Annotated in this window: 25 protein-coding genes and 1 pseudogene; 13 read left to right on the top strand and 13 right to left on the bottom strand. The window is 63.2% G+C overall.

The annotated features are described in order from the left end of the window. Positions 1–4: 4 nt before the first annotated feature. Together FB464_RS15460 and FB464_RS15455 are read left to right on the top strand one after the other, a co-directional pair. Positions 5–454: a MarR family winged helix-turn-helix transcriptional regulator gene (locus FB464_RS15460; protein ID WP_170152011.1), complete on the top strand. Its 450-nt coding sequence runs from the start codon at positions 5–7 to the stop codon at positions 452–454. Between the two features lie 15 nt (positions 455–469). Then, positions 470–1,273, top strand: coding sequence for an IclR family transcriptional regulator (locus tag FB464_RS15455; RefSeq protein ID WP_116416250.1), 804 nt, complete (start codon positions 470–472; stop codon positions 1,271–1,273). A 31-nt stretch (positions 1,274–1,304) separates the two neighbouring features. Here the strand turns inward: FB464_RS15455 and FB464_RS15450 are convergent, their stop codons facing one another. From FB464_RS15450 to FB464_RS15415, 8 genes are all read right to left on the bottom strand, one after another. Beyond that, on the bottom strand, positions 1,305–2,636 hold the full coding sequence (locus FB464_RS15450) for an MFS transporter (RefSeq protein WP_116416251.1): 1,332 nt from the start codon (positions 2,634–2,636) through the stop codon (positions 1,305–1,307). A gap of 78 nt (positions 2,637–2,714) precedes the next feature. Continuing rightward, on the bottom strand, positions 2,715–3,452 hold the full coding sequence (locus FB464_RS15445; RefSeq protein WP_116416252.1) for an SDR family NAD(P)-dependent oxidoreductase: 738 nt from the start codon (positions 3,450–3,452) through the stop codon (positions 2,715–2,717). Further along, positions 3,449–5,032: an FAD-dependent oxidoreductase gene (locus tag FB464_RS15440; protein ID WP_170152012.1), complete on the bottom strand. Its 1,584-nt coding sequence runs from the start codon at positions 5,030–5,032 to the stop codon at positions 3,449–3,451. Before FB464_RS15440 ends, FB464_RS15445 begins: the two co-directional genes overlap by 4 nt. Then, positions 5,029–6,264 (bottom strand): FAD-dependent oxidoreductase, encoded by a 1,236-nt coding sequence (locus tag FB464_RS15435; protein WP_116416254.1) that lies wholly within the window; start codon positions 6,262–6,264, stop codon positions 5,029–5,031. The genes FB464_RS15440 and FB464_RS15435 overlap by 4 nt, the downstream gene beginning before the upstream one ends. A gap of 62 nt (positions 6,265–6,326) precedes the next feature. Then, complete coding sequence (locus FB464_RS15430) at positions 6,327–7,127, bottom strand: SDR family NAD(P)-dependent oxidoreductase (RefSeq protein WP_116416255.1); 801 nt, start codon at positions 7,125–7,127, stop codon at positions 6,327–6,329. 3 nt (positions 7,128–7,130) lie between these two features. Beyond that, positions 7,131–8,507, bottom strand: a complete 1,377-nt coding sequence (locus FB464_RS15425) for an FAD-dependent oxidoreductase (RefSeq protein ID WP_116416256.1) — start codon at positions 8,505–8,507, stop codon at positions 7,131–7,133. Next, entirely contained in the window at positions 8,504–9,934 is a 1,431-nt protein-coding gene (locus FB464_RS15420) for an FAD-dependent oxidoreductase (protein ID WP_116416257.1), read from the bottom strand. Before FB464_RS15420 ends, FB464_RS15425 begins: the two co-directional genes overlap by 4 nt. Before the next feature lie 288 nt (positions 9,935–10,222). After that, positions 10,223–11,512 (bottom strand): NAD(P)-binding domain-containing protein, encoded by a 1,290-nt coding sequence (locus FB464_RS15415; protein WP_116416258.1) that lies wholly within the window; start codon positions 11,510–11,512, stop codon positions 10,223–10,225. A gap of 91 nt (positions 11,513–11,603) precedes the next feature. On the opposite strand from FB464_RS15415, the gene FB464_RS15410 reads away from it, so the two are divergent. Together FB464_RS15410 and FB464_RS15405 are read left to right on the top strand one after the other, a co-directional pair. Next, positions 11,604–11,948, top strand: coding sequence for an ArsR/SmtB family transcription factor (locus FB464_RS15410; RefSeq protein ID WP_116416259.1), 345 nt, complete (start codon positions 11,604–11,606; stop codon positions 11,946–11,948). Further along, a complete protein-coding gene (locus FB464_RS15405; protein ID WP_116416260.1) occupies positions 11,945–12,451 on the top strand; it encodes a GNAT family N-acetyltransferase in 507 nt (168 codons plus the stop codon). The genes FB464_RS15410 and FB464_RS15405 overlap by 4 nt, the downstream gene beginning before the upstream one ends. A 120-nt stretch (positions 12,452–12,571) precedes the next feature. Here the strand turns inward: FB464_RS15405 and FB464_RS15400 are convergent, their stop codons facing one another. Further along, a complete protein-coding gene (locus FB464_RS15400; protein WP_116416774.1) occupies positions 12,572–13,504 on the bottom strand; it encodes an NADP-dependent oxidoreductase in 933 nt (310 codons plus the stop codon). Positions 13,505–13,595: 91 nt separating this feature from the next. On the opposite strand from FB464_RS15400, the gene FB464_RS15395 reads away from it, so the two are divergent. Both FB464_RS15395 and FB464_RS15390 read left to right on the top strand, forming a co-directional pair. Continuing rightward, a complete protein-coding gene (locus tag FB464_RS15395; RefSeq protein WP_116416775.1) occupies positions 13,596–14,096 on the top strand; it encodes a MarR family winged helix-turn-helix transcriptional regulator in 501 nt (166 codons plus the stop codon). Positions 14,097–14,178: 82 nt separating this feature from the next. Continuing rightward, positions 14,179–14,400 carry a three-helix bundle dimerization domain-containing protein gene (locus FB464_RS15390; RefSeq protein ID WP_116416261.1) on the top strand — a complete coding sequence of 74 codons (222 nt, stop codon included), beginning with the start codon at positions 14,179–14,181 and terminating at the stop codon, positions 14,398–14,400. Positions 14,401–14,581: 181 nt separating this feature from the next. Here the strand turns inward: FB464_RS15390 and FB464_RS15385 are convergent, their stop codons facing one another. From FB464_RS15385 to FB464_RS20315, 3 genes and pseudogenes are all read right to left on the bottom strand, one after another. Then, complete coding sequence (locus FB464_RS15385; RefSeq protein ID WP_116416262.1) at positions 14,582–15,130, bottom strand: ImmA/IrrE family metallo-endopeptidase; 549 nt, start codon at positions 15,128–15,130, stop codon at positions 14,582–14,584. After that, positions 15,127–15,372, bottom strand: a complete 246-nt coding sequence (locus FB464_RS20320) for a hypothetical protein (protein ID WP_246093215.1) — start codon at positions 15,370–15,372, stop codon at positions 15,127–15,129. The genes FB464_RS15385 and FB464_RS20320 overlap by 4 nt, the downstream gene beginning before the upstream one ends. Positions 15,373–15,420: 48 nt before the next feature. Further along, positions 15,421–15,564: pseudogene (locus tag FB464_RS20315) on the bottom strand (helix-turn-helix domain-containing protein); the annotation flags it as partial. Positions 15,565–15,808: 244 nt separating this feature from the next. On the opposite strand from FB464_RS20315, the gene FB464_RS15375 reads away from it, so the two are divergent. The 3 genes from FB464_RS15375 to FB464_RS20610 are packed head-to-tail and all read left to right on the top strand — an operon-like array spanning position 15,809 to position 17,599. Continuing rightward, the gene (locus FB464_RS15375) at positions 15,809–16,066 is read left to right on the top strand and encodes a multiubiquitin domain-containing protein (RefSeq protein WP_116416263.1); all 258 of its coding nucleotides are present in this window, start codon (positions 15,809–15,811) and stop codon (positions 16,064–16,066) included. Further along, on the top strand, positions 16,041–17,201 hold the full coding sequence (locus FB464_RS15370) for a ThiF family adenylyltransferase (RefSeq protein ID WP_116416264.1): 1,161 nt from the start codon (positions 16,041–16,043) through the stop codon (positions 17,199–17,201). Before FB464_RS15375 ends, FB464_RS15370 begins: the two co-directional genes overlap by 26 nt. Then, the gene (locus FB464_RS20610; RefSeq protein ID WP_425472431.1) at positions 17,198–17,599 is read left to right on the top strand and encodes a ubiquitination-like system serine protease family protein; all 402 of its coding nucleotides are present in this window, start codon (positions 17,198–17,200) and stop codon (positions 17,597–17,599) included. The genes FB464_RS15370 and FB464_RS20610 overlap by 4 nt, the downstream gene beginning before the upstream one ends. A gap of 883 nt (positions 17,600–18,482) precedes the next feature. Here FB464_RS20610 and FB464_RS15365 read toward each other — a convergent pair. Continuing rightward, positions 18,483–19,289: a PH domain-containing protein gene (locus tag FB464_RS15365; protein WP_170152013.1), complete on the bottom strand. Its 807-nt coding sequence runs from the start codon at positions 19,287–19,289 to the stop codon at positions 18,483–18,485. Between the two features lie 396 nt (positions 19,290–19,685). Here FB464_RS15365 and FB464_RS20525 point away from each other — a divergent pair, with 396 nt between their 5' ends. The 4 genes from FB464_RS20525 (at position 19,686) to FB464_RS15350 (ending at position 21,746) form a co-directional block, all read left to right on the top strand. Next, the gene (locus tag FB464_RS20525; RefSeq protein ID WP_211327429.1) at positions 19,686–19,967 is read left to right on the top strand and encodes a recombinase family protein; all 282 of its coding nucleotides are present in this window, start codon (positions 19,686–19,688) and stop codon (positions 19,965–19,967) included. A gap of 164 nt (positions 19,968–20,131) precedes the next feature. Beyond that, positions 20,132–20,602 (top strand): hypothetical protein, encoded by a 471-nt coding sequence (locus FB464_RS15355; protein WP_142206732.1) that lies wholly within the window; start codon positions 20,132–20,134, stop codon positions 20,600–20,602. A 3-nt stretch (positions 20,603–20,605) separates the two neighbouring features. Continuing rightward, entirely contained in the window at positions 20,606–20,782 is a 177-nt protein-coding gene (locus tag FB464_RS19895; protein ID WP_170152014.1) for a hypothetical protein, read from the top strand. 760 nt (positions 20,783–21,542) lie between these two features. Continuing rightward, positions 21,543–21,746, top strand: a complete 204-nt coding sequence (locus tag FB464_RS15350; RefSeq protein ID WP_142206731.1) for a hypothetical protein — start codon at positions 21,543–21,545, stop codon at positions 21,744–21,746. Positions 21,747–21,952 lie beyond the last annotated feature (206 nt).

Raw genomic sequence — 21,952 nt, 5'->3', positions numbered from 1 at the left:
GGCCATGAGCGCGCCCGGCGTCACAGACTTCACTGGCTACCTCTTTCGGCGAGCGCAACAACATCACGTCGCCGCCTGGCAGCGCGACGTCTCCGACAGCATCACCAGCGTGCAGTTCGGGGTACTGAACACGCTCCAGGCGTCGCCCGGCGCCAGCCAGCGAGAACTCTGCGATCGGCTTGACCTCGACCGTTCGACGATCGCCGACATCGTGGGCCGGCTGCAGCAGAACAACCTTGTCATACGCAACCGCGACGCAGACGATCGGCGGAAGAATGTTCTGCATCTCAGCGAGACGGGCAGGGAGGTCTGGCAGACGCTGCTGCCACGCGTCACACGCATGAACGACCGGCTGACAGCTCCACTCGGTGCTGACGATACGCTGAAGCTCCGCGAGTTGCTCGACCGGGTGCTCTCCGCTTCACCTCCCACTCACGAACTTCCCGGTCACTGAGGTCTTCTCTCCCCGATGCCGAGCCCTGAACAGATCAAACGCCCCTCATACGCGATCACCTCCGTGGATCACGCTCTGAGACTCATCCAGATGCTCAGAGACGAGGGTTCCGTTCGCGTTTCGGATGCCGCGACCGAGCTGGATGTCGCGCCGTCGACCATCCACCGACTGCTCGCCATGCTCGTCTACCGCGGCTTCGCCATCAAGGACGATGGGCGCGGTTATGCTCCCGGCCCCGCGCTCGGGGCGCCTCCTGCCATGGTGCCGTGGACGCGAACACTCCGTACGGCGTGCCGGCCCCACCTCGAGCTGCTGTCGATGCGTCTGAATGAGACGGTCAATCTGCTCATCAGGGTCGGCGGCAAGGTGCGCTTTCTGGAGTCCGTGGAGTCATCCAACATCCTGCGCATCGGCGACAGGACAGGAACCGTTCTCGAGGCTCGCGCCGCGTCGGGCGGAAAGGCACTGCTCGCCGAGGCCGACGCTTCGACCCTCCACCGCCTGTACCGCAGCACCGCCGCCGAATTCGCCGGTGATCTTCTGAGCGAACAGACCTACCACCGGCTCCTGAGGGAGTTGGAAGAGGTCAACGTCACCGGCTTTGCGCGCAACATCGAGGAGACGGAGTCAGGGGTCTGCGCCATAGGACTCAGTCTGCACAACGGCGAGGGTCTGCCCATCGCCTCCTTCTCGATCGCCGTGCCCAGGTCACGCGCCAGTACGCTCACCGAACCGTCCGTCATCTCGCTCGCGCTGGAGACGCGAGGCGAGATCGACGTCGATCTCGCCTCCGTCACGTCCCTCGTCGAACGGGGCTAGGGCCGAGAGCTGTGTCCGGGGCGCACGGGCTTCAGGCCATCGAGCGACCCAGGTCTTCCAGCGGCACTCTGTAGGTCTCGCGGGCGGTGGCGATGGCGATGGCGGAGATGACACAGGCAACCGAGACGAAGGTTGCTGCGGGCCACCACGAGTCACCCGTCGCCGAAGCCAGCGCCGTGATGATGGTCGGCGAGAACCCGGTGACGACGATGCCGAGCTGGAGGCCGATCGCCATGCCGCTGACCCGGACCTTGACGTTGAACATCTCGCTGAAGAACACGGGATAGATCGCGTTGGTCGCACTGAACGAGAGCGAGATCGTCAGCAGAATGCCGACGTAGATCAGACCGATGTTCTGTTCACTCACCGCCCAGAAGAACAGCCAGACCGAGAGGGCGCCACCGATGTTGCCGATGATCATCACCGGCTTCCGCCCATAGAGGTCTGACAGCAGCGCGAAGAGCGGCTGCAGAACCAGAGCCACCACGTACCCCACGATGACCACCCACAGCATGGTGGAGGCGGGAATGCCGACGATGTTCGTGGCGTAGGCAAGACCGTACACGGGTACGACAGTGCTGATGACGATCAGGAACGTCGCGAAGATGACCCGCACGACATCGCTGGTGTGGGTGCGAAGCAGCTCCTTGATCGGTGCCTTCGGAATCTCGTCATTGGCTTTCTCCTCAACGTAGATCTCGGGGTCCTGAAGCGTGCGCCGGATGATCAGGCCGAACACAACGATGACCGCGCTAGACCAGAACGGAATGCGCCAGCCCCACGCGAGCAGCTGGTCCTGGGGCATTGTCGCAATCGCCAGGAAGGCGAAACTCGCTGCGATGTAACCCACCCAGATGCCGTTGAGCATCCACGAGATGTACAGCCCTCTGCGGCCTTCGGGGGCGTGTTCGAGCGTCAGGGCCGCGGAACCGGAGGCTTCACCGCCGACCGAGAAACCCTGCAGGAGGCGAAGCAGCACGAGCAGGATCGGCGCTGCGATTCCGATGGCGCTGAACGAGGGCAGGCAGCCGATCAAGAACGTCGCGACCCCCATCACGAGCAGGGTTGCGACGAGTACGTTGCGTCGGCCGAAGCGGTCGCCGAAGTGACCGGCGACAAATCCGCCGAGTGGCCTGGCGAGATACGCGACACCGTAGGTGGCGAGGGCAAGGAGAAGACCGGCTGCTCCTGATTCCGGGAAGAAGATCCGCCCGAACACCAGTGCCGCTGCCGACGCATAGATGTACATGTCGTAGTACTCGAGCGTGGCACCGAAGAAACCGGCGAGGGAGGCGCGTTTGGCCTGGTTGACCACCTTGGGTGGTTTCTCTGATGTGGTGTTTGGCAGTACTCGTGTCGTCATTGACTGATCCTTGCTGTCGTGTTTTTCGGGCGCCCCGAAGGGCTCCCGCTGGAGTGGTGACCGGTGTGTCGTGTGGCGTCAGTAGACGGCGCGCCCACCCGAGACGTCGTAGACGAATCCCGTGGTGAACGAGGCGCCGGGAGAAACGATGTAGCCGACGAGACTCGCGACCTCGGCGGTGCTGCCGAAGCGTCCCAAGGGAATGAGAGACTTCTGTACCTGCTGCCGTTCCGGAGTCATCCCGGCGATCAACGGCGTCTCGATCGAGGCAGGGGCGACGGCATTGACCGTGACGCCGCTCGTTGCGTACTCCTTGCCCACCGCCTTGACCATGCCGATCACCCCGGCCTTCGACGCCGAGTATGCAGCCATCTGCGGGTTGCCCTCCTTGCCGGCAATCGATGCGATGTGCACGATCCGCCCGTAGCCCGCTGGCAGCATCACGGCAAGAGCGGCCTGTGTGACAACGAACGCTCCGAGCAGGTTGATCTGCAGCAGTCGCTCGAACTCTTCGACCGCAAGGTCGAGCGTCGGCACGACCTTGCCGAGAATGCCGGCGCAGTTGACGACGATCTCGAGCCCGCCGAGATCGTCTACGGCAGCGTCGAAGGCAGCCCCAACGGTCTCGCGGCGGGAGACGTCGATGGAGTAACGGTGCGTGCCTGTCGATGATTCCGGCCAGACGGCTGAGGCGAGATCGGCAGAGGCGACCGTCACGCCGGCAGCTTCGAGCTGTCTGACGATCGTCGCCCCCATACCGCTGGATGCTCCGACAACGAGTGCTCGCTGCCCGCTCAGGTCGGTCAGGTCTGTCATGAGGTGCCGCTGCTTTCTCCGGTGAGGGTGGGAACAAGATGACGTCCGAGCACCGAGGTCGCCCCGGCGACGGGCTCCAGGTCAGAACGGATCGGCTCCTGTGCGGCGTGCCTTCCAGCCAGCCGACCCGAGATCATCGCCCAGCCGATGTGCAGTCCGTGGTTCAGGAGCTGGAGACCACCCTGTCCTGTCGAGCCTGCGGCAAAGAGACCAGGAATCGCGTTCCTGCTGGCATCGACGACTCGAAGTCGCGTGTCGACGTCGAGTCCTCCGTCTGCGAGGGTGATGAAGGCCCCGAGCGGCCCCAGGGCATAGAACGGTCCGACCCGCACTCCGTTGCCGAAGTGCTGGCGACCGAAGTCTGCGTCGTGCTGGGTCTCGACAGTGGCGTTCCAGCTCGAGACGGTCTTCTCGAGCGCAGCAGCGGGAATCCCGGTCCTGTCGGCAAGCTCGGCGATGGAATCCGCCCGGAAGAAGACATCCGGTCGATACGTCTTGTAGTCCTTGACGTACGCATACGCCACACCGGGGAAGGTCGACACCGGGTTCGGCCACGCCGAGAACGTCTCTGCAAGGGGTTCGTCGAAGATCAGGTATGCCCGGTTGGCACCCGCAGCAACACCCCTGGCCAATTCCTTGTCAGAGTCTTCGTTGGCCACCCTGTTGCCCGTCGGGTCGACAAGAATGGCCCCGGCCCTGTACATGGTGTTGTTCGGCGCCACCCAGCTGGTCAGCGCGCCTCTGGCAATCAGGGCCATGATCTTCGGCGCCTTCTCTGCGACGGCGCGCATCAGTCTCGACAGTGCCGGATGCGACGGCAGAATCTTGATGGCGTCCGGGCGCTTGGAAGGAAAGAACCGGAGCCCCTCGTACAGACGGTCCATCTGAAGAAGAACACCGCCCGCGTCCGCACCGAGCTTGAGCCCGTCCCCGGTGTTGTTCTTGTTCACGGGCGGAACCTTTGCCGCCGCCGGGGAGACAAAATCGGACTTCATCTCTGTCGACGCGGAATAGTCACCCGTCGCCAGGATGACCGCGCGCCGACCGAAGTACTCGGCATTGCCGACCCTTGCCCCGATGACCTCGCCCGCAGCGTTCTTCAACAGAACGTCGACTCTGGCGTCAGTCACGATCTCCACGCCGCGCTTGCGACTCTCCCGCAGAAGCGCCGTGGCGTATGCCGTGGAATTCGGAATCACGTTGTGCATGCGCGGCTTCTCGTACGGCGGTTCCGGAGTCGGGCCGAGGAACTGCACGCCAATGCTCGAGAGCCACTCGACCGTCGGCCCAGCGTTCTCGGCGAGCACGCGCCGGAGCTCCTTGTTCTCGCGGTCTTCGAAGCCGCCGTTCGCGAGTTTCATGTCCTCGATGAACAGGTCGATCGAATCATTGACGCCTGCCCTGTACTGATAGGAGGTGTTCGCCGCCGTGAATGAACCGACAGACATCGCGGTGCTTCCACCGATCTGGGCGCATTTCTCCAGCACCAGGGCTGTCGAACCGCTCGTGGCTGCGGAGATTGCAGCGGTGAGCCCCGATCCCCCTCCACCGATGATGAGTACGTCGACGGTCTTGCTCACGATGCCTCCTGCAGTTCTGTCGGGCTCGCAACAACCGAAGGCGAGTAGCCGTACAGCCAGTCGGTCTTCTCGTACACATTCGAACCCGCAGCGACGAACAGAGCATTCCGGATCTCGCGGCCAGCGCCCTCGACGTGCCAGGTGTCGCCCCACACCCGCGCCGTGCTCTGGATGCGTGCGGTCCGGGCAGCTCTGACCTCGTTGACGTCGCGGAAGACGTCGTTCCACGCGTCGGGGTTGATCCCGGTCTCCGTGAACACGGTGCCGCGGCTCAGCTCCTCGAGCGCGGCAGCGTCTTCGAGCGCCTGGCAGGCTCCCTGAGCGAGGTACTGGAGCATCGGGTGAGCTGCGTCGCCGATCAGGATGAGTCGACCATCCACCCAGTTCGCCGTCGGTTCACGGTCGTACATCGGCCAGCGGATGCCGTGCCACAGGTGCTTCAGCGACTCCCTCATGTGGGGAACACAGTCTTTGTAGGCCTCTTCGAGCTCGGCGAGGCCCGGAGCCTGCTCCTTACCGTTCTCGAACGTCGACGAGCGGAAGACCGCAACGGTGTTGAGCAACTCCCCGCCGCGGAGCGGGTACTGCACCATGTGACAGTTCGGGCCCATGAAGACGCTGACGTCTTCGAGTTTCTGACCGCCCGGCAGTTCCGACACCGGAACGGTTCCCCGGTAGGCGACGTAGGCAGAGCCGACCGGCTCGTCGTCGACGATCTGACCACGGAGTCTCGACTTCAGCCCGTCTGCACCGATGACTGCGGGAGCGGTGAAGATACGGCCATCCGTCGCAGAAGCGGTCGCGAGACCGTCGAGCGTGATCACGCTGTCGATCTCGACACTGTTGATGAGTTCGACTCCGACCCGGCGGCAGCCATCGAGCAGAACACGGTGCAGGTCGCTGCGGTGAACGACCACGTACGGGGAGCCGTAGGTCTCGGCGAACTCGCCCTGCACCTCGTGTTTGAGCAGAACATCGCCCGAGAGCGCGTCGCGGAAGATCACATTCTTCGGCCGCACCCCCACGGCCAGGACCTCGTCGAGCATGCCCCAGTGTTCGAGCAGCCGTGTGGCGTTCGGGGCGAGTTGTAGCCCGGCGCCCACCTCACCGAATTCGGATGCACGTTCCAGAAGCACAACGGTGGCACCGTTCTGGCGAAGTGCATATGCGGCCGCGAGGCCAGCCATGCCGCCGCCGATGACCAGAACGTCGGAGTGTACGGTTTCAGACATTTTTTCCTACCTGACAGTGCTGTTCAAGAAGTGGGAGAGGGAATGGGCCAGGCGACGGCGACTCAGCAGGTGAGCCAGCCGCCGTTGACGTCGAGGCTGGTGCCGGTGATGTATCCGGCCTTGGTGCTGATCAGAAACTCGATGGCGTCTGTCACCTCGGATGCGGTGCCGAAGCGGCCGAGCGGAATCTGGGTCGCCAGAATGCGGCTCGCCTCGTCGGGCACGCTGCTCATCATCGGGGTGGCGACGAAGCCGGGCGCGACCCCGTTGACGCGGATGCGCTGGGGAATCAGTTCACGGGAGAGCGTGGCCGTCAGGTTCTGCAGTGCAGCCTTCGACGCCGCGTACGCCGCAGACGACGGCAGATGCGGGCCGAAAGGCGCGTCTGCTGCTCCCCCTGCGCCGAGTTTGGAGGTGATCGACAGCAGATTCACGATGCTCGCCGAACCGTCGTGTGCCATCAGCTGGCAGGCCTCCTTCACCAGAAGGAACGGTGACTTGAGGTTGACCGCCATGGTCAGGTCCCATTCCTCTTCAGAGATGTCGAAGAAGGATCTCTTCGCCCCGTTGTCCTTCGGTGAGATGCCGACGGCGTTCACCAGAACCCCGATCGGAGCAATGTCGGCGGCCGCGCGAGCGACGCCGCGATTCACGTCGGCCCGCGTGAGGTCGCCTCCGAAAGCGGCATGCACCTGGCCTTCCGACGGGGTGGGAAGCTCGGCTGCCCGGCGCTCGGCGCCCGCCGTGTCGGCGTCTGCGACGACAACGCTGTAACCGAGTTCGGCGAGACGGGTCGAGATGACGCTGCCGATGCCGCCCGCTCCCCCGGTCACAATGGCTGACACGGTGTTCTGGATGCTCATGCTTCACTCCCTCGCGTTTCTGAGCGTCTTCGCGACGATGGAACCGAAGACCGCTCCCTTGCCCAGCGACGTGCCGGTCATGTACGCGGCACCGTGGAACCCTCCGGTCACCTCGCCGATGGCGTAGAGTCCGTCGATCGCGCTGCCGTCCACCCGCAGCACGCGGCCGTCCGGGCGGATCGTGAGGCCGCAGTATGTCGACGTCATCAGCGCTTTGGCCGGGTAGGCGTAGAACGGGGGTGCAACGATCGGAAGCAGCTCGCCGACACCGTTGCAGAGGCCGTTTCGCTGAAACTCGTCGTCACCCAGTCCTCTGACCGCGGTGTTGTAACGCTCGACGGTCTGCTCGAGCGCTGCCGCATCGATGCCGGCGAGCTCGGCGAGGTCAGTCAACGTGTCGGCGCGGAAGACGTGGCCGAGATCTTCGAGCATCCCGATGTCGTTCAGGGGAACACCCGGGTGCGACTTCGCCCTCACGACGCTGTCGAAGACTTCGAAGCCGAGCCCGTTCGGCTGGGCGAGACACGCCATTCCCAGGGTCTTGTACGACTGCGACTCGTCGACAAAACGGCGTCCGTCACTGTTCACGATGATGGCTCCGAGATAGTAGGCCGTCAGCAGCTCGTGGAAAGCCTCGGTCGTGTCGGGGTGCGAGCCGTAGGTCGCCGAGACGTACGACATGTCCGCAAGGCCGGCCCCGAGCATCCAGGCCATGGTGAGACCGTCGCCGGTGTTCGCTCTGCCCCCGTAGGGAATGGCGGCCAGCTGCTCGGGTGCGAAGATCTTCAACAGCTCGGCGCTGCGGCTGAAGCCACCGGTCGCGACGACAACGCCACTGGTCGCGGTCAGCGTCTGGGGTCCGCTGGGCGACTCGATGTGCACCCCGGTCACCCGTTCGGCGTCTTGCACCAGCCGAGTCGCCCGGCTGTCTACCAGGAGAAGGCCGCCAGCGGCCACGAACTGGTCGGCGAGCATCGTCAGAACATCCTTGATGTCAGAGAGGTGGCTGCGGGGAACGCTCTGCCCCGAACTCAGTTCGAGCGCCCGAAAGACAACGCCCCTGCTCTTCAGCCAGGCGTAGACCTCGGCCTGTTCGTCGAGGTACGCCCGAAGGAGCGACTCATCGTTCGCGTTCTGACCGACGGCCAGCATGTCGGCGAGGAACAGCTCTGCGGAGTCTTCGACCCCTTTCTCGCACTGCTCGTCTGTGCCCGAGAAGGCAAAGAATCCTCCACTCATGGCGCTGCTGCCGCCGACGGCGTCTGACTTCTCGACCAGCACGACCGACAGCCCCTCATCTGTCGCGCGGCAGGCGGCCGCGAGGCCGGCGATTCCGGCGCCGAGCACGACGACGTCGCAGGTGTTCCGTTCCGTTTTCACAGGGCTCGTCCGTTTCGCTGGAGTTCAGGTCGGGCATCCGTCGTCGAAGACGGCTGCGCATGCGCTGCGGCCGACTCGCCCGCCCACCGGCCGGAGATGAACGCCGGAGCGAGACCACCCGCGTAACCGTAATTCGAGAGACCGCCAATGTCGGCACCGGCGGCAAACAGTCCGTCGATCGGCCGACCCGTCGCCTGGAGTACACGGCCGCGGTCGTCGATGCGGATGCCGCCGAACGTGAAGGTGATCGAGGGCTGCACCTCGATCGCGTAGAACGGACCGGTCTGAGGAGGTCGGGCTTCCGCCGCGAGGCGAATCCCGTCGACCGTACGTTCGCCGGCAGCTGCCGCAGCGGAGTAGTTCTGCAGGGTGATCGCCAGCTGCGCCGTGTCGAGATCGAAGATGTCTGAGGCGGCTACGAGCTGCTCGAGCGTGTCGGCCTCGACGTGACGGGCACCGGCACTGACTCCCGCGGCGTACCGGTCGAGAACGCCGAGGTTCGGGAACGGTTCAGCAGTGGCGTGCGTGGCGCGAACGTACTGGTCGAAAATCAGGATGCCCCGCGCTTCCGGCTGTCGGAGCAGCTGCTGGTTGAGCAGTTCGTCCCCGTCGAACTCGTCAACGAACCTCCTGCCGTCGAGATTCACCAGCACGGTGCGTTCGGAATAGTACTGAGAGTACGGAAGGAAATTCTGCACAGCGAAAGACTGGAGCGGAGATGGCAGCAGGTGGCCATAGAACGTCGACAGATCTCCGGCGATATCGGCGCCGAGAGCGGTAGCCAGGTCAAGGCCGGTTCCTTGACTGTTCGGGTTCGAGCGATGAACAAGAGCAGCGGCATTGGGGCCCATGTGCTTGGCGAGCTTCCGATCCGAACCCTGGAAACCCCCCGTCGCAAAGACGACGCTGGGCGCGGTCACCGACCCACCTGGCAGTTCGAGGTGGATGCTTCCGTCGGGCCGCCGGGTGGCGGACTCCACAGATGTCGAGAGGCGAACTTGAGCGCCGCGCTCGACCAGCTCGGCAACCTGCGACAGCAGAAACTCTTTGACATCGAACGAGTAGCCCACACCGAACGTCATGACGTTGTGCTGCGGTTGGGTCGCCACACTCACCCCGGTTCTGCGGATGTCTGCCAGTGCAGCCGCGTAGTCGGCGACGAGACGTCGACCGAGCGAGATGTCTCCAAGCGGAATTCTCTGCCGGTAGGCGGCGAGGTCGGGCGCTGTCCAGAACATTCCGGCCGAGAGCCACGCTGAACCCCCGACAGCGGGAGCCTGCTCGATCACGACGACATGAGCGCCCGCCCTGGCAGCTTCTACCGCTGCCGAGAGTCCTGCCATACCGGCACCCAGCACGACTACGTCGAACGACTCGTCCCCGCTGTCGGCAGCGGACGGTCGCCCGCTGAGAGTCGGAGAATACATGTGACACCTCTTCGTGTCGATCGCTCAGGGCGGTCGAGAATCATCATCGTGGAGCGACGCTTGTCGGCGTCTTCACTCGACGGTACGCGGCAGGGTGTCTGGCCCGGAATGACTTTCTGGTGCACAGAATCGAGAGGCGCCTCACCCGCCTCGGAAACGACTTCGGGCGACGACGCCCTGTTCGCGCGGCGGGTCCGGTCGGTTCTGGCGACGGAGGCAGACCGCCGACGACCAGCGGTGAAGCCTCATGGAGCAACGAGATGGGTCGCTTCGAGAGATGGCTCGCAGCTAGCGCTGTGTGCCGCAGCAGCTCCCACCGATCGCGGTGCCGGTCGAGTCGAACAGGCCAGCACCACCGCAGACACCGGTGTCGGGCAGCTGCAGCTCGACCCGCGTCGCTGCCTCGTGGTCGCCGGCGAGTTCGGCGACCACGGAGCGGACCTGCTCATACCCGGTCATGGCGAGGAACGTCGGCGCCCGCCCATAGGACTTCGCCCCCACCAGGTAGAAGTCCTGTTCGGGCTGCGCGAGATCACGAGCGCCGGTCGCGGCGACCGAACCGCAGGAATGCTGGTTCGGGTCGACCTCCACGGCGATGCGTATCGGGGCCTGCAGGGTCGAATCGAGCTCCAGGCGAAGCTCGGACAGGAACGACAGGTCGGGTCGGAAGCCGGTCAGGACTGCAACGTGATCAGCGGGCAGGAGGGTTCGGCCATCCTCGCTGGTCAGGATGATCCGGTCTCTGTCGCGGTCGATCCTCTCGACTCGGAATCCGGTGACCATGGCGATGAGGCCGGCGTCGACGAACTCCTTCGCGGTGATCCCGAGCTGCCCACGGGCCGGCAGTTCATCCGCGCCCCCGCCGCCGAAGGTGTTCCCCACAGAGCCGCGGCGGAGCACCCAGGTGACACTCGTGGCCGGATCGCGGCGTGCGATCCGGCCCAGCGCGATCACAGCGGTCACGGCAGAATGCCCGGAACCGATGACGACACTGTGCTTGCCGTCATACCGGCTGCGGTGCCGGTAGTCAGGGATGCGGTACTCCAACATCTCCGCAGCTGCGCGTTCGCCGAGCGCGGGGAGGCCGTCGGCGCCAGCGGGGTTCGGAGTCGACCAGGTCCCGGACGCGTCGATGACCGCCCTGGCGTCGACGCGGCACTCGTCCCCGTCAGATGTCTGAACGTGGACGGTGAAGGGCTGCTCCGCGCGTCCGGCATCGACGAGGCGATCGCGGCCTCGGCGCGACACACCGACGACCCGCGAGTTGTAGCGGACACGGTCGCCGAGGCCTGCGGCGAGCGGGGCGAGGTAGCCGCTGATCCATTGGGCACCCGTCGGGAACCCGCTCGCCGGACGGGTCCACCCGGTCGGTTCGAGCAGGCGGGCAGCAGCTGCGTCGACGAGCTCGCCCCACGCGGAGAACAGTCGAACGTGACCCCATTCGGCTACCGCGGCAGCAGCGCTTCCACCAGCCTCGAACACCTCTACCAGCTGACCTCGCTCGACCAGGTGCGCGGCTGCAGCGAGGCCCTGAGGCCCCGCCCCGATCACAACCACGGGAAGTTCACTCTTCTGCACCGTTCAACTCCTTCATGCATCGACAAGTCTCGATAGGAGGAGACTGCTGGATGTATCGACAGAAGTCAATACGACGTGCAAGGATCGGACCATGACGATCACGCTTCCCGTTCCGACCCCGGATGCGACCTGTTGCGCTGCTGTCACCGGTGGAGTACTCAGCATCGACGAAGCCGAACGACTCGCACACACCTTCAAGGCGCTCGGCGACCCGACACGGGTACGCCTGCTCTCACTGATCGCGGCAAGCGAAGGCGGCGAGGCGTGCATCTGCGACCTCACCGAACCCGTCGGGCTTTCGCAGCCCACCGTCTCACACCACATGAAGCAACTCGTCGACGCTGGCCTCGCCGTCCGCGAACAACGCGGCCGCTGGGCATATTTCCGCGTCGTCAACGACGCCCTTGACCGGGCAGCCCACGCACTCCGGCCGTGACCGACACCATCCGCATCCGCCCGATGGAAGCTCCGGATTGGGCGGCCGTCGAATCGATCTACCGGGCAGGGATCGCAACCGGCAACGCCACCTTCGAAGCAGAACCACCCTCGTGGGACCACTTCCACGCCGGCAAGCTCGAGGTCGGCCGACTCGTCGCAACCGACGTCAGCGGGGCCGTGCTCGGCTGGGTCGCCGCCTCGCCCGTGTCCAGCCGGCCCGTCTATCGGGGCGTCGTCGAGCACTCCGTCTACGTGGCGCCGAGCGCGGCCGGGCGGGGAGTTGGACTCCAGCTCGTCGACACGTTCATCCGCGTGGCAACGGAAGCCGGGATCTGGACCATCCAGTCCAGCATCTTCCCGGAGAACGAGACCAGCCTGGCGTTGCATGACCGGGCCGGGTTCCGTCGCATCGGAACTCGAGAACGCATCGCACTCATGACCTACGGACCCTGGGCCGGCCAGTGGCGAGACACCATCCTGATCGAACACCGCCGAGACTGACTGCCCAGCAGCGCGCGCCGGCGCTGCGCCGTTGCTGCCCGAGCACCAGTGATCCACAGCATCTGTCGCCCTGTCGGCCGTCGCCCGACTTCGCCTTGACCGTCTGGCCCCGTTGCAGCATCAGGCGGGCAGAACGATGACCTTCCCGGCGATTCCGCCCGCAGCAGCCTCGGCGTGAAGGGCCGGCAGCTCGGTGAGCGGGATGCGACGGGTCACCTCGACAGTGAGCTCACCGCTGTCGACGAGCGACACCAGCTCGGCCAGGCGCTCGCGGTTCGGCAGCACGAAGACGGTGGCCGCCCGCACACCACGGCTGTCGTCGCCCGGAGTCGCCATGAACGCGGTGGTGCTGACCACGGCGCCCCCATCGCGAACGAGCCCCACGAACGAGGCGAACTGCTCCGGATCGATCGGTGCGAGGTTGAGCAGAACATCGACTTGCTCGCCGACCGCGCTTCGCAGGTCGGTGGTGGTGTGGTCGACGATCTCATCGGCGCCCGCCGCGCGCACCGCGTCGATGCTGCGCGGGCTCGCCGTCGCCACGACGTGCACGCCCGCACGCTTCGCGAGCTGGATCGCGTACTTGCCCACCACGCCGCCCGCACCCACGATGAGCACACGCTGCCCCGCCTCGAGCCGCCCCTCGTCGAAGAGCGCCTGCCATGCGGTCAACGCCACCGAGGGCAGTGCTGCGGCGTCAGCGAGCGGGATGCTCGTCGGGGCCTTCACGACCGAATCCGCCGGGGCGACCACGTACTCAGCTGCGCCCCCGTCGAGCTCCATCGGCAGGAAGCCGATCACGTCGTCGCCCACCGCGACGCCGTCGACTCCCTCGCCGACCGCGTCGATGGTACCCGAGACGTCGTAGCCCGGCACGTGCGGCAGCAGCACCGGGATCGGCAGCAACCCGGCCCGCATGCTGTTGTCGGCGGGGCTGAATGCTGACGCCGCAACGCGGATCCGCACCTCGTCGGCCGCCGGTGACGGCTGCTCGATCTCTTCATACTTCAGCACCTCGGGGCCGCCCACCTCGTGGAAACGCACTGCCATCATGATCTGTCCCTTTGTCATATGCTTCGAATTCGTAGCAATAGCTCGAAGGTAGCACTGCTTCGAACTCGAAGCAACACGTATGATGGCACTCATGACCGAGACGCCCACGTCCCTGACGCCCGCACAGCTCGGGGCGTACTTCGCCTTTACCGAAGTGAGCAGCCTGGTGCGCCACGCCGTCGAGAAACAGCTGCGCAGCGCCGGCGACCTGAGCTACGTGCAGTTCCAGCTGCTCGCCCGCCTGGGCGACGCTCCCGACGGCCGGCTGCGCATGACCGATCTCGCCGACGGAGTGGTCTACAGCCGCAGCGGCCTGACCTACCAGGCGCAACTCCTCGAACAGCGCGGACTCGTCACCCGCACGCCCTCACCCGACGACGAACGCAGCACCGTCGTCGCCCTCGCCGACGCCGGGCGTGCGGTGCTCGCCGCCGTCTTCCCCGGCCACATCGCCACCGTTCACCAGCTGCTCTTCGCCGCACTCTCCGACCGTGACGTCGACGAGCTCGCGCGCATCCTCGGCCAGGCAGCCGACCGCCTTCGCGCGACCCCGCCCCGGTCGGCAGGACCCCGCCAGCGAAAGACCCCCTGAGTTCTGCGCAACGGTGCGGGCCGGGCGCTCGTCGATGACGTACGCCCTTGGCCCACAGGAGTAACGGCTCGATACTGGAACCATGGAACCCGAAAAGGAAAAAGAAGCGGTCGGCAAAGTCGCTGAACGCCTCGCAGAGAAGTTCCCCGACGTCTCCCCAGAACACATCGACGACGTCGTGCAGAGCGAGTACGAGGCCCTCGCCGATGCGCCCGTGCGCGACTACATCCCCGTTCTCGTCGAGCACGAGGCCCGCGAAGACCTCACCCGGGAGTCTCGCGAAACGGGCGACGCACCCAACTAGTCCTGCGTTGACGCGGAGGGGGCCGTCCATCGAGCTGACCGGTGTACAGTGCGGCCGCCAAACCGATGCCGGTTCTTATGTCAATAAGCTTGTCCGGTACCCGCTACGGACACCTTTCGTAACTAGAATTTTCGCGCCCCCATTCCGTAACAAAGGGTTGCGGCTACGGCTGTCGCGTGCGCTATCGACCAAGCTGCTTTGCTACTCCGGTTGAGTTGTATCGAAACCGCGCCATCTCGGTGGTCACCTCGTACTGCTGTGATATCTCATCTACAGATGCTTGACGACGTGCCGCGCTCAGCAGAAGCGGACGTGGGAGGAGAAGGGCTCCTCCAAAGGCGGTCGCTTCCTCTTCTTCTTCCGGTTTGCAGGTTCGGAATGGCATGCCGTCCACTTCACGGATCTCGGAAAGGACGTGCTTGAGCATTACATGGGCCAGTTCGTGGGCGATGTCGCTGTTTTGGCGGCCGATCGTTCTCAATGGATTGACGACGATGATCGACCGATCCTCGATCTCGAAGGTAGCAGCGGAGAATGCGAAGGCCTGGAGGCGCTCGAGCTCTTCGAGGTCTGCGATGTCAACAAGGTCGGAGGCATCGACTACAGCGATACTCAGGTGCTTTGCAAGCTGCCGTGGGTCGAGGCGATCATGTGGGGCTAGTTCGAGTTCTTTGCGAACGCGGGCTGCTTCCCTTTCAGCTTCTGCCTTGAACCCGCGCCTGAGGGTCACAGCTCCCCGGCCGCGACACGCTCAGCCAGCTTGTCGTGCATTGCACCCAGCATCGAGTTCAGGCGGTGCGGTACCCCGGGGCGAAGAGCAGACGCAGCTCGCAGGTGGCATGCAACCACGGGTCGTTGTGTGGGGGCTTTGGCGAGGACGTCATACATGTTCTTCAGTACGCTGGCGATTTTTGACGCTGCGTCAGCTTCGAGTCGGGGATCGGCGGAGAGATGGGCGATGACCTCGTCCATAGGTGTGACCCGACGCTCTGCTACTGGCATGAAGAACTGGGCGGGAGATACCCCCAGCCAGCCGCATATGAGAGTGAAGGACGTCAAGTCGGGCTGGGCTCCTGCTTCCACGCGCGTGAGCGTGCTGAAGCTGACACCCACCTCAGCGGCTGCCTGTCGGAGCGATAAAGTTCCGCGTCGCTCTCGGAGCATGGTGCCCAACTGGGCGAGGTCGATCTGTTCTGCGCCCGAGGCGCCTGAGGAGCCGGTCACGCCGTCCTCGGTGACGTCGCTGACGAATGAGGGATCCGTTGCATGTTTCGAGAATAACGCCCAAATGAAGCACGAGTGACACGACACGTCAAATCACTTGAACACCAGTGCCGCTTTGCTGATACAGTGATGGCCACGGCGCACCTTCAATCGGATCGTGCACTTCCCACAGAAAGGCAACACCATGACCGTTGAAGCACTTGGAGAAAAAACCAAGACAGCGACGATAATCGTCAACACTCGGGCGCAGCATTGGTCCGAGAAGAAGATCACATTCGAGCAGGTCGTCGAGCTCGCTTTCCCGGGGCAGCCTTACGATCCGGCCGGCACGACGGTCGAGTACAGTCGCGGACACGGCTCCGACCACGCTCTGCGTCCGGGCAAGAACGTCGAAGTGAAGGACGGGATGGTCTTCGATGTCGAACCTGCCAACCGGTCCTGACAGTTCGATCGCCCGGCTCGTCGCTGACGGTTACGACCTGGTGCTCCGAAGTGGGCACCTCATCATCCGCCGCCTCCCCTACCTGGCGCCGTCTGGGCTACGCCGTGACGGCCAGCTGGTACTGCCGGTGACCATTCTCGAAGACGTCCTTACCGACGCGACCGATCACCGGATCTGGTTCGATGGCGAGGAGCCTCGCGACGAAAACGGCGGACCACTTGCGACCCCGGACCCACATGATTTTGGTGTTGGGGAACGCGCCGAGTTCATGATGTCCTTCAAGCCGCCGAGCGGCGCCTATGCGGGTTTGCATGACAAGATCCGGCAGTACGCACACATCCTGCGGAACCCCGCCTGGCAGGTCGACCCAACCGTCGCCGACATCACGGACGGTTCCTACCAGGTCGTGCCGGATGACCTCCCGCTCGTTTACCCGGACACGAACACAACCCGTGCCGGACTGATTACGCTCAACAACCTTTTTAGGGGCCACACCATCGCGATCGTCGGCGTCGGCGGTACGGGCAGCTACATCCTCGATCAAGTCGCCAAGACCTGGGTCGACCGGATCATCCTCATCGACGGCGACACGCTAGAAACTCACAACGCCTACCGCGCCCCTGGGGCCGTGGCCATCGAGGTCTTAGCCGCACAGCCAAATAAGGCCGAGTACTTTGCCGCCGAGTACGGACGCATGCACATCGGTATTACCGCGCACCCCGTCGCCCTCACGGAGGAGAACCTGCATCTTCTAGAAGGAGCAACGTTCGTGTTTCTGGCGGCCGCCGACGCGGAGGCCCGACCCGCGATCATGCGGTGGCTTCGCGACCGCGGTGTGCCATTCATCGATGTCGGCATGAGTTTCAGGGAAGGCGAGCACGGTCTCACCGGCATAGCGAAGGTCTCGGCCTACCTACCCGGGGAGGACTCGCCCCTACCGACCGCTCCGGCCGTTCCGCCGGGCGAAGACGACTACAGCAGCAACATCCAGCTGGCAGAACTGAACGCCCTAAACGCGATTTTCGCCGTCATTCGGTGGAAACGGTACCTCGGATTCCATGCAACCCACGCACCTTCAAACCTCACCATCTACAAGCTCTTCTCGAACGAGATCCGAAACGGCGACCTTGAATGACCGAGATTGATCACTACGTTGCAAGCTTCGTGGAGTCGTTCCCAGCACCAATGGAGCCAGGCGTACTGTACGTTTCCACGAACTACTCGACCGCGGGGCATATCTGTCCAAGTGGCTGCGGGCGCGAAGTGGTAACGAAGTTGTCTCCGGCCCGCTGGCGGGTCGTCTTCGACGGCGAGGTGTCCCTCAAACCGTCAGTCGGCGCAACAGGCCTTCCATGCAACTCCCATTACTTCATAACCCGAGGTGAAGTTGACTGGCAAGACCCGTTGGACGCCGCGGACGCAGTGAAGGCGCAGGCGTCCGACCGCCGCGCGCTCACCAATTACCGAGTACGAACAGCGCCTTTGCCAAACCGGCCGTCTTGGTGGAGGCGGCTCTGGCGCCGAGTGGGCTGACCAAAATGACACCTCGCACTAGGTTTGCATGCGAGGAACACTGCCCGTAAAGGGGTGCGACTACGCAAACATGTGTCGGATGCTGAATGCCGTAGCCCTGGGTAGGCCATTGCCTTTGTCTCCACTCGTGCTGCCTTAATGCATCCATTCCCGCTCAGCGGGCGGGTGCGTGAGGGCAGAGCCCTCGCCGCCGGCCCCGGGAGGGCCGGCGAACGCGCCCCGCCAGAACCGACCAGACAGCCCAGATATCTCCGTCTGCTAGCCGTGTGGGCGGTCATATTCCTTGTCCTCGCGAACGTCCATAATTGCTGCGCGAGACCATAACGTGCCACTCCCAGGTCCCCCAGAATCTGCGTGGAAGCCTCGAGCCAAACAACGGATGAGAAGCACAGTCCCATGAGAATCTTCAAACAGCACCCGTTTCGGCACGGGTTTGGGCTCTACCTGAAGGCCCGGCAAGGTGGTGGCGCTCGTCATGAACCAGGATGCGTACGGAACCTCCGGGCTCGACCAAGCCACGGTGATGCTAATACCTGACTGTGATTTCTCTAGGGTTACCTTGATTTCGGGAGTATCTCGGTCTGAATCGTAAAAATCGCCTGTACGCCGCGTTCATACCTTCAACTCATTTGGCAAAGACTCCCCCTCAATTACACGACGGTCGCGTTCATCTCACCGATCGTATTGGTCCGGGTCTCAGACGCGGAGCTAAAAGCGAGAGTCGCCGTCATCGGCTGCGCCGCCGGCTACGAATCTGCTTATTTTGCAAGACAAGCCAACGAGCGAGTAGACGAGTTGACGGAGAACATGGCCCCTTCCCCATTGAGCAACTATGTCAGCTCGCCTTGTGTCGACGATGCGTAGATGGCTCTCGGCCGGCTTGTTACAGGTTGAGGAGGAGTTGCGTCTTCTGAGTTTGGAATTCAGCTTCCGTCAGGATGCCTTTGTCGCGGAGGCCTGCGAGCCGTTCGATTTGTGCAATGGGATCAGCTGCTGGCGTGACGGCTCCTGTCACCGCTGCCGGTTTCTCCGAGAGCTCCCGGAACTTGCGTGCGATGGCGTCTCCCTGGCCGTGCTGCAGCGTCGTGATTGTGACGTTCGTTCCCGAGTGGGTCACGGTCAATGTCTCCCCGCCCATCTTCTTCCCCAAGGAGAGGGCGCCGATCGAACCCAGAGCGAATTCGACGAGGTTCTCGCTGCCGATACTCTTTTCGAGGAAGAGCAGTCGGTTGTCGGTCAGAGCTACGATGCCCATCTTGCCGCCCAGGTTACCTACCCCGATTGCGTGCACGAACTCGCCGCGGTCGAGCACGTTGGCAAGGTGCCGGATCTCTTTACGTCCGAAGAATTTCATTGCGATTTTGGCGACTGCGGCAGGGATTCCGTGATCATATAGTGACCCTTCGGGCATTCCTTCCCCGATGGTCACCATGTGCTCGAAGTGTTTGTTGCCGAGGCCTTCGACGACCCATTCGATGTCTGTACCCAAATCGCCGGGCGAGAGCGTGCCTTGGATGGTCGCGGCCCAGCGGTTTTTGATCATCGCGCGGGGCACCTCGATAACAATCGACGTGGGAGTTGAAGAGGTGACGGTGAAGTCGGTTGTCGAGACCGCTTTCGTGATCAGGGCGGTCGGGTCTCCGGCACTCGTGAGGACGGTCCAGTAGATGCTTCGACGGATTGTGGCCATGTTGCTAACCATATCCGTGTGGATCGAACCCTAGACGGCGCCTGCGGCGGCTTAGGGGTTCTTGGCGAGGCGAGGGTACGAAGACGAAAAGTGGCCTTTACGGCCATCTTCTGCATCGAAGCCCGAAAGTTTCTGAGCCCCCCGGACCCCAGTGGTCGGCTCGAACACTGAACCATAGCGCTCAGCGGCCGCGTTCTCATGGCGCTACTGGTCGCCGCCGCTGCAGGTCAAACGCTCGTATAGAAGGGCTCATCGCCAGGGCCCATGGTCGCCGATACTGCGGGGTCCGGCCGAAATCTTGAAGCTGTGCGCAAAGTCGCTCAAGTTGATGAGTCCGTCTGCTTCCCTCCGATTGTCGCGATAGGTCACGTCCCATGAGCCCGGACGAGCGTTGGCATGGCGAAGAAGAATCGCGCCACCGAGAGCTGCTTCACCGTTCCGAAAATCATCATCATCTCTATAGGCGACGATGAGGTCATCTTCCTGCAGTTCTTTGAGACTTACCGCTGTGCGAGGGAGTGTTATGGGCATGAAGCTTGTGTCGCGCAGAACCGGGCTAGGGACACCCCAATGGTGATCAAACTAGACCGACTGGCACGGCCCCTACCTGATGCGCGAGATATTGACGAGGATCTCACCCGCCGCCGCGTAAAAATTAATCTGGGTGGTTCGATCTAGGACCCAACAGACCCGGCAGGGCGCAGACACTATGTACCGCGCGATCGGCCGGCAAACTTCTGAGGCCGTCGCTTCGCTCGCGCTCCCCCGAACCAGCTGAGTATCTTTAGCAGCGAAGACTCGGGGCGGGTCTTTCTGCTGAGACCAGTCTGGAAGGAAAGAAGATGTCGAAAATGCGGGAAGACGTTTTAATTCTCGCGCACGAGGAGATACTGCGGCTTCGTGAACGACAGATAGGGCGCATTTCAAGCATCCGGGGCCGGTCAGCCGGCGTCCTTGGTGCCTCAGGCATCGCGGCCTCGCTAGTCTCAGCGTTAGCGAATTCGGGTTACACCCTGGCCATTATTTGTTTCGTGCTCGCGACGGTCTACGCCGTGAAGTCCATGACGGTAACTGGAACCCGTGTGATGCACCCCGTCGGCGTGCTCAGCAGCGTGGCCAATGCCAACAAATACGATGCTCGCGTGAGCCTCATCGGTCAACTTCGTAAAGAATATGACCGGGCCGAGAGTGACCTCAAAAACATTGTCGGTCACACTAGGACGGCAATGAAATGGTTCTTGGCAGGCACGGTGATGCTGCTACTTGTTAGTGGCATCACCGCCCTCATCCCTATCATCAACGCGAGGGGGTGAAACATGGGAGAGAACGATTCGGAAGACGACTCAAACAACGACGACCTGAACGATGTCATCTACAAAGGCGTCGTACCGTCGGCGCCTGGAGAGCACGACAGCTTCTTCGGATCCGATCCGGAAAAAGGCGAGCATTTCACGGTCCAAGAAGGAGAGACCTTCGAGAGCAAAGAGGAATAGCCGCGGCAGCGCGAACACCTAATCCCTACCAGGCCTCGGAATTTGGGGCTTGGTAGGGGTCTCTCTGCTCTATAGGTTGCAACCCTGGGACGCCGGTTTTTCACGCCCAACTAATGCACATTGAGGTGAGCCCAAGTCGGCCACCTTGCCAGCGATTGTTAAGGACCCTTGAGATAGCTGCAGGCTTGCCTCAAAAAAGTAAAGGTTGTTGAGGCAGCCACCTACTAGATCACGGTCGACCGGAATCCCCGTGATCTCGCTGCTGCGTTCTGTCTCCCAAACTCATCTCGGCGTCTTCCGTGTCTCGCAAGCACATTTAGGACTTTCGGGTACAGTCCCGCGGTAAGCGAGTGAAGTGTTGTTGGTCGCCTGAAGGACTGGTTTCCCGACAGCCACGGACGGCCGTTGTGGTTGTGGCTCGGACGACATGGCTCCAGGTGGGCATATGAAACGGTAGAGCGCTACCGGATCCGGGGGAAAGGTTGCTTAGCTGAGGTGACGCGCATCTCCCTGGACCGGCGGTTCGCTCAGAGACTCGAGCACCAGGATGGAATGGGCGACGTGATCGACGATATGCGTAGGGAGTAGGCCATCTACGAGATCGAAGAGATCTTCGCGTAGCGATTTCAGGAGAGGCGCGATTGAGCTATTTGGCGAGACGATTTTCTCGTCGCGCGATTCGAGGTTCATTAAGTTACCTGCTTTCGATCGGGACTTTACCCAGTAACGTGACAAAACCTCGGTTGATAGAGTGGCGTTTGTGGCCGAAATTTTTGACGAACTCGGGAAGGCCGTAGCGGCGTTGCGTGGCGTGACTGAGCAGCGCGAAAGACTGATTGGTCGGCGTGATGAGCTGATTCGCGCTGCGCTGAAAGGCGGAGCGACCTGGGTTCAGATTCAACACGTGACCGGGCTCAGCCCGCGCGGCCTGTCGCTAGCGATCAACCGGCTGCCGAAAGAATGATCTAATCGGCCGATTGTGCCTCGGCGGCCGGCAAACGCGATGAGGTGTTGAGTGCTTCGTGAGAGGGTCGTCCTTGCGATCGCCGCCATCTGCGAGTATCCGGAGCATGAAGTGCCATCCTCGATGAGTCTTGCCGCAGAGGATCAATGGATGCGACTTGCGCCACTGAGCGATGTTCTCGCGAATACGGCTTTTGCTGACCCGTC

Source organism: Subtercola boreus, from assembly GCF_006716115.1.
Taxonomy (GTDB): domain Bacteria; phylum Actinomycetota; class Actinomycetes; order Actinomycetales; family Microbacteriaceae; genus Subtercola; species Subtercola boreus.
The sequence above is the reverse complement of the archived record's forward strand: the minus strand, read 5'-3'. Positions and strand labels throughout refer to the sequence as shown.

Bases quoted from the DNA above. Each gene is read 5' to 3' on its own strand.
- FB464_RS15435 (WP_116416254.1), bottom strand. From the start codon at position 6,264: ATGTCTGAAACCGTACACTCCGACGTTCTGGTCATCGGCGGCGGCATG.
- FB464_RS20320 (WP_246093215.1), bottom strand. From the start codon at position 15,372: ATGGACGAGGTCATCGCCCATCTCTCCGCCGATCCCCGACTCGAAGCT.
- FB464_RS20610 (WP_425472431.1), top strand. From the start codon at position 17,198: ATGACCGAGATTGATCACTACGTTGCAAGCTTCGTGGAGTCGTTCCCA.
- FB464_RS15375 (WP_116416263.1), top strand. From the start codon at position 15,809: ATGACCGTTGAAGCACTTGGAGAAAAAACCAAGACAGCGACGATAATC.
- FB464_RS15445 (WP_116416252.1), bottom strand. From the start codon at position 3,452: ATGACAGACCTGACCGACCTGAGCGGGCAGCGAGCACTCGTTGTCGGA.
- FB464_RS20525 (WP_211327429.1), top strand. From the start codon at position 19,686: ATGGCGAAGAAGAATCGCGCCACCGAGAGCTGCTTCACCGTTCCGAAA.
- FB464_RS15410 (WP_116416259.1), top strand. From the start codon at position 11,604: ATGACGATCACGCTTCCCGTTCCGACCCCGGATGCGACCTGTTGCGCT.
- FB464_RS15355 (WP_142206732.1), top strand. From the start codon at position 20,132: ATGTCGAAAATGCGGGAAGACGTTTTAATTCTCGCGCACGAGGAGATA.
- FB464_RS15460 (WP_170152011.1), top strand. From the start codon at position 5: ATGAGCGCGCCCGGCGTCACAGACTTCACTGGCTACCTCTTTCGGCGA.
- FB464_RS15370 (WP_116416264.1), top strand. From the start codon at position 16,041: ATGTCGAACCTGCCAACCGGTCCTGACAGTTCGATCGCCCGGCTCGTC.
- FB464_RS19895 (WP_170152014.1), top strand. From the start codon at position 20,606: ATGGGAGAGAACGATTCGGAAGACGACTCAAACAACGACGACCTGAAC.
- FB464_RS15450 (WP_116416251.1), bottom strand. From the start codon at position 2,636: ATGACGACACGAGTACTGCCAAACACCACATCAGAGAAACCACCCAAG.
- FB464_RS15395 (WP_116416775.1), top strand. From the start codon at position 13,596: ATGACCGAGACGCCCACGTCCCTGACGCCCGCACAGCTCGGGGCGTAC.
- FB464_RS15430 (WP_116416255.1), bottom strand. From the start codon at position 7,127: ATGAGCATCCAGAACACCGTGTCAGCCATTGTGACCGGGGGAGCGGGC.
- FB464_RS15400 (WP_116416774.1), bottom strand. From the start codon at position 13,504: ATGATGGCAGTGCGTTTCCACGAGGTGGGCGGCCCCGAGGTGCTGAAG.
- FB464_RS15365 (WP_170152013.1), bottom strand. From the start codon at position 19,289: ATGGCCACAATCCGTCGAAGCATCTACTGGACCGTCCTCACGAGTGCC.
- FB464_RS15390 (WP_116416261.1), top strand. From the start codon at position 14,179: ATGGAACCCGAAAAGGAAAAAGAAGCGGTCGGCAAAGTCGCTGAACGC.
- FB464_RS15420 (WP_116416257.1), bottom strand. From the start codon at position 9,934: ATGTATTCTCCGACTCTCAGCGGGCGACCGTCCGCTGCCGACAGCGGG.
- FB464_RS15455 (WP_116416250.1), top strand. From the start codon at position 470: ATGCCGAGCCCTGAACAGATCAAACGCCCCTCATACGCGATCACCTCC.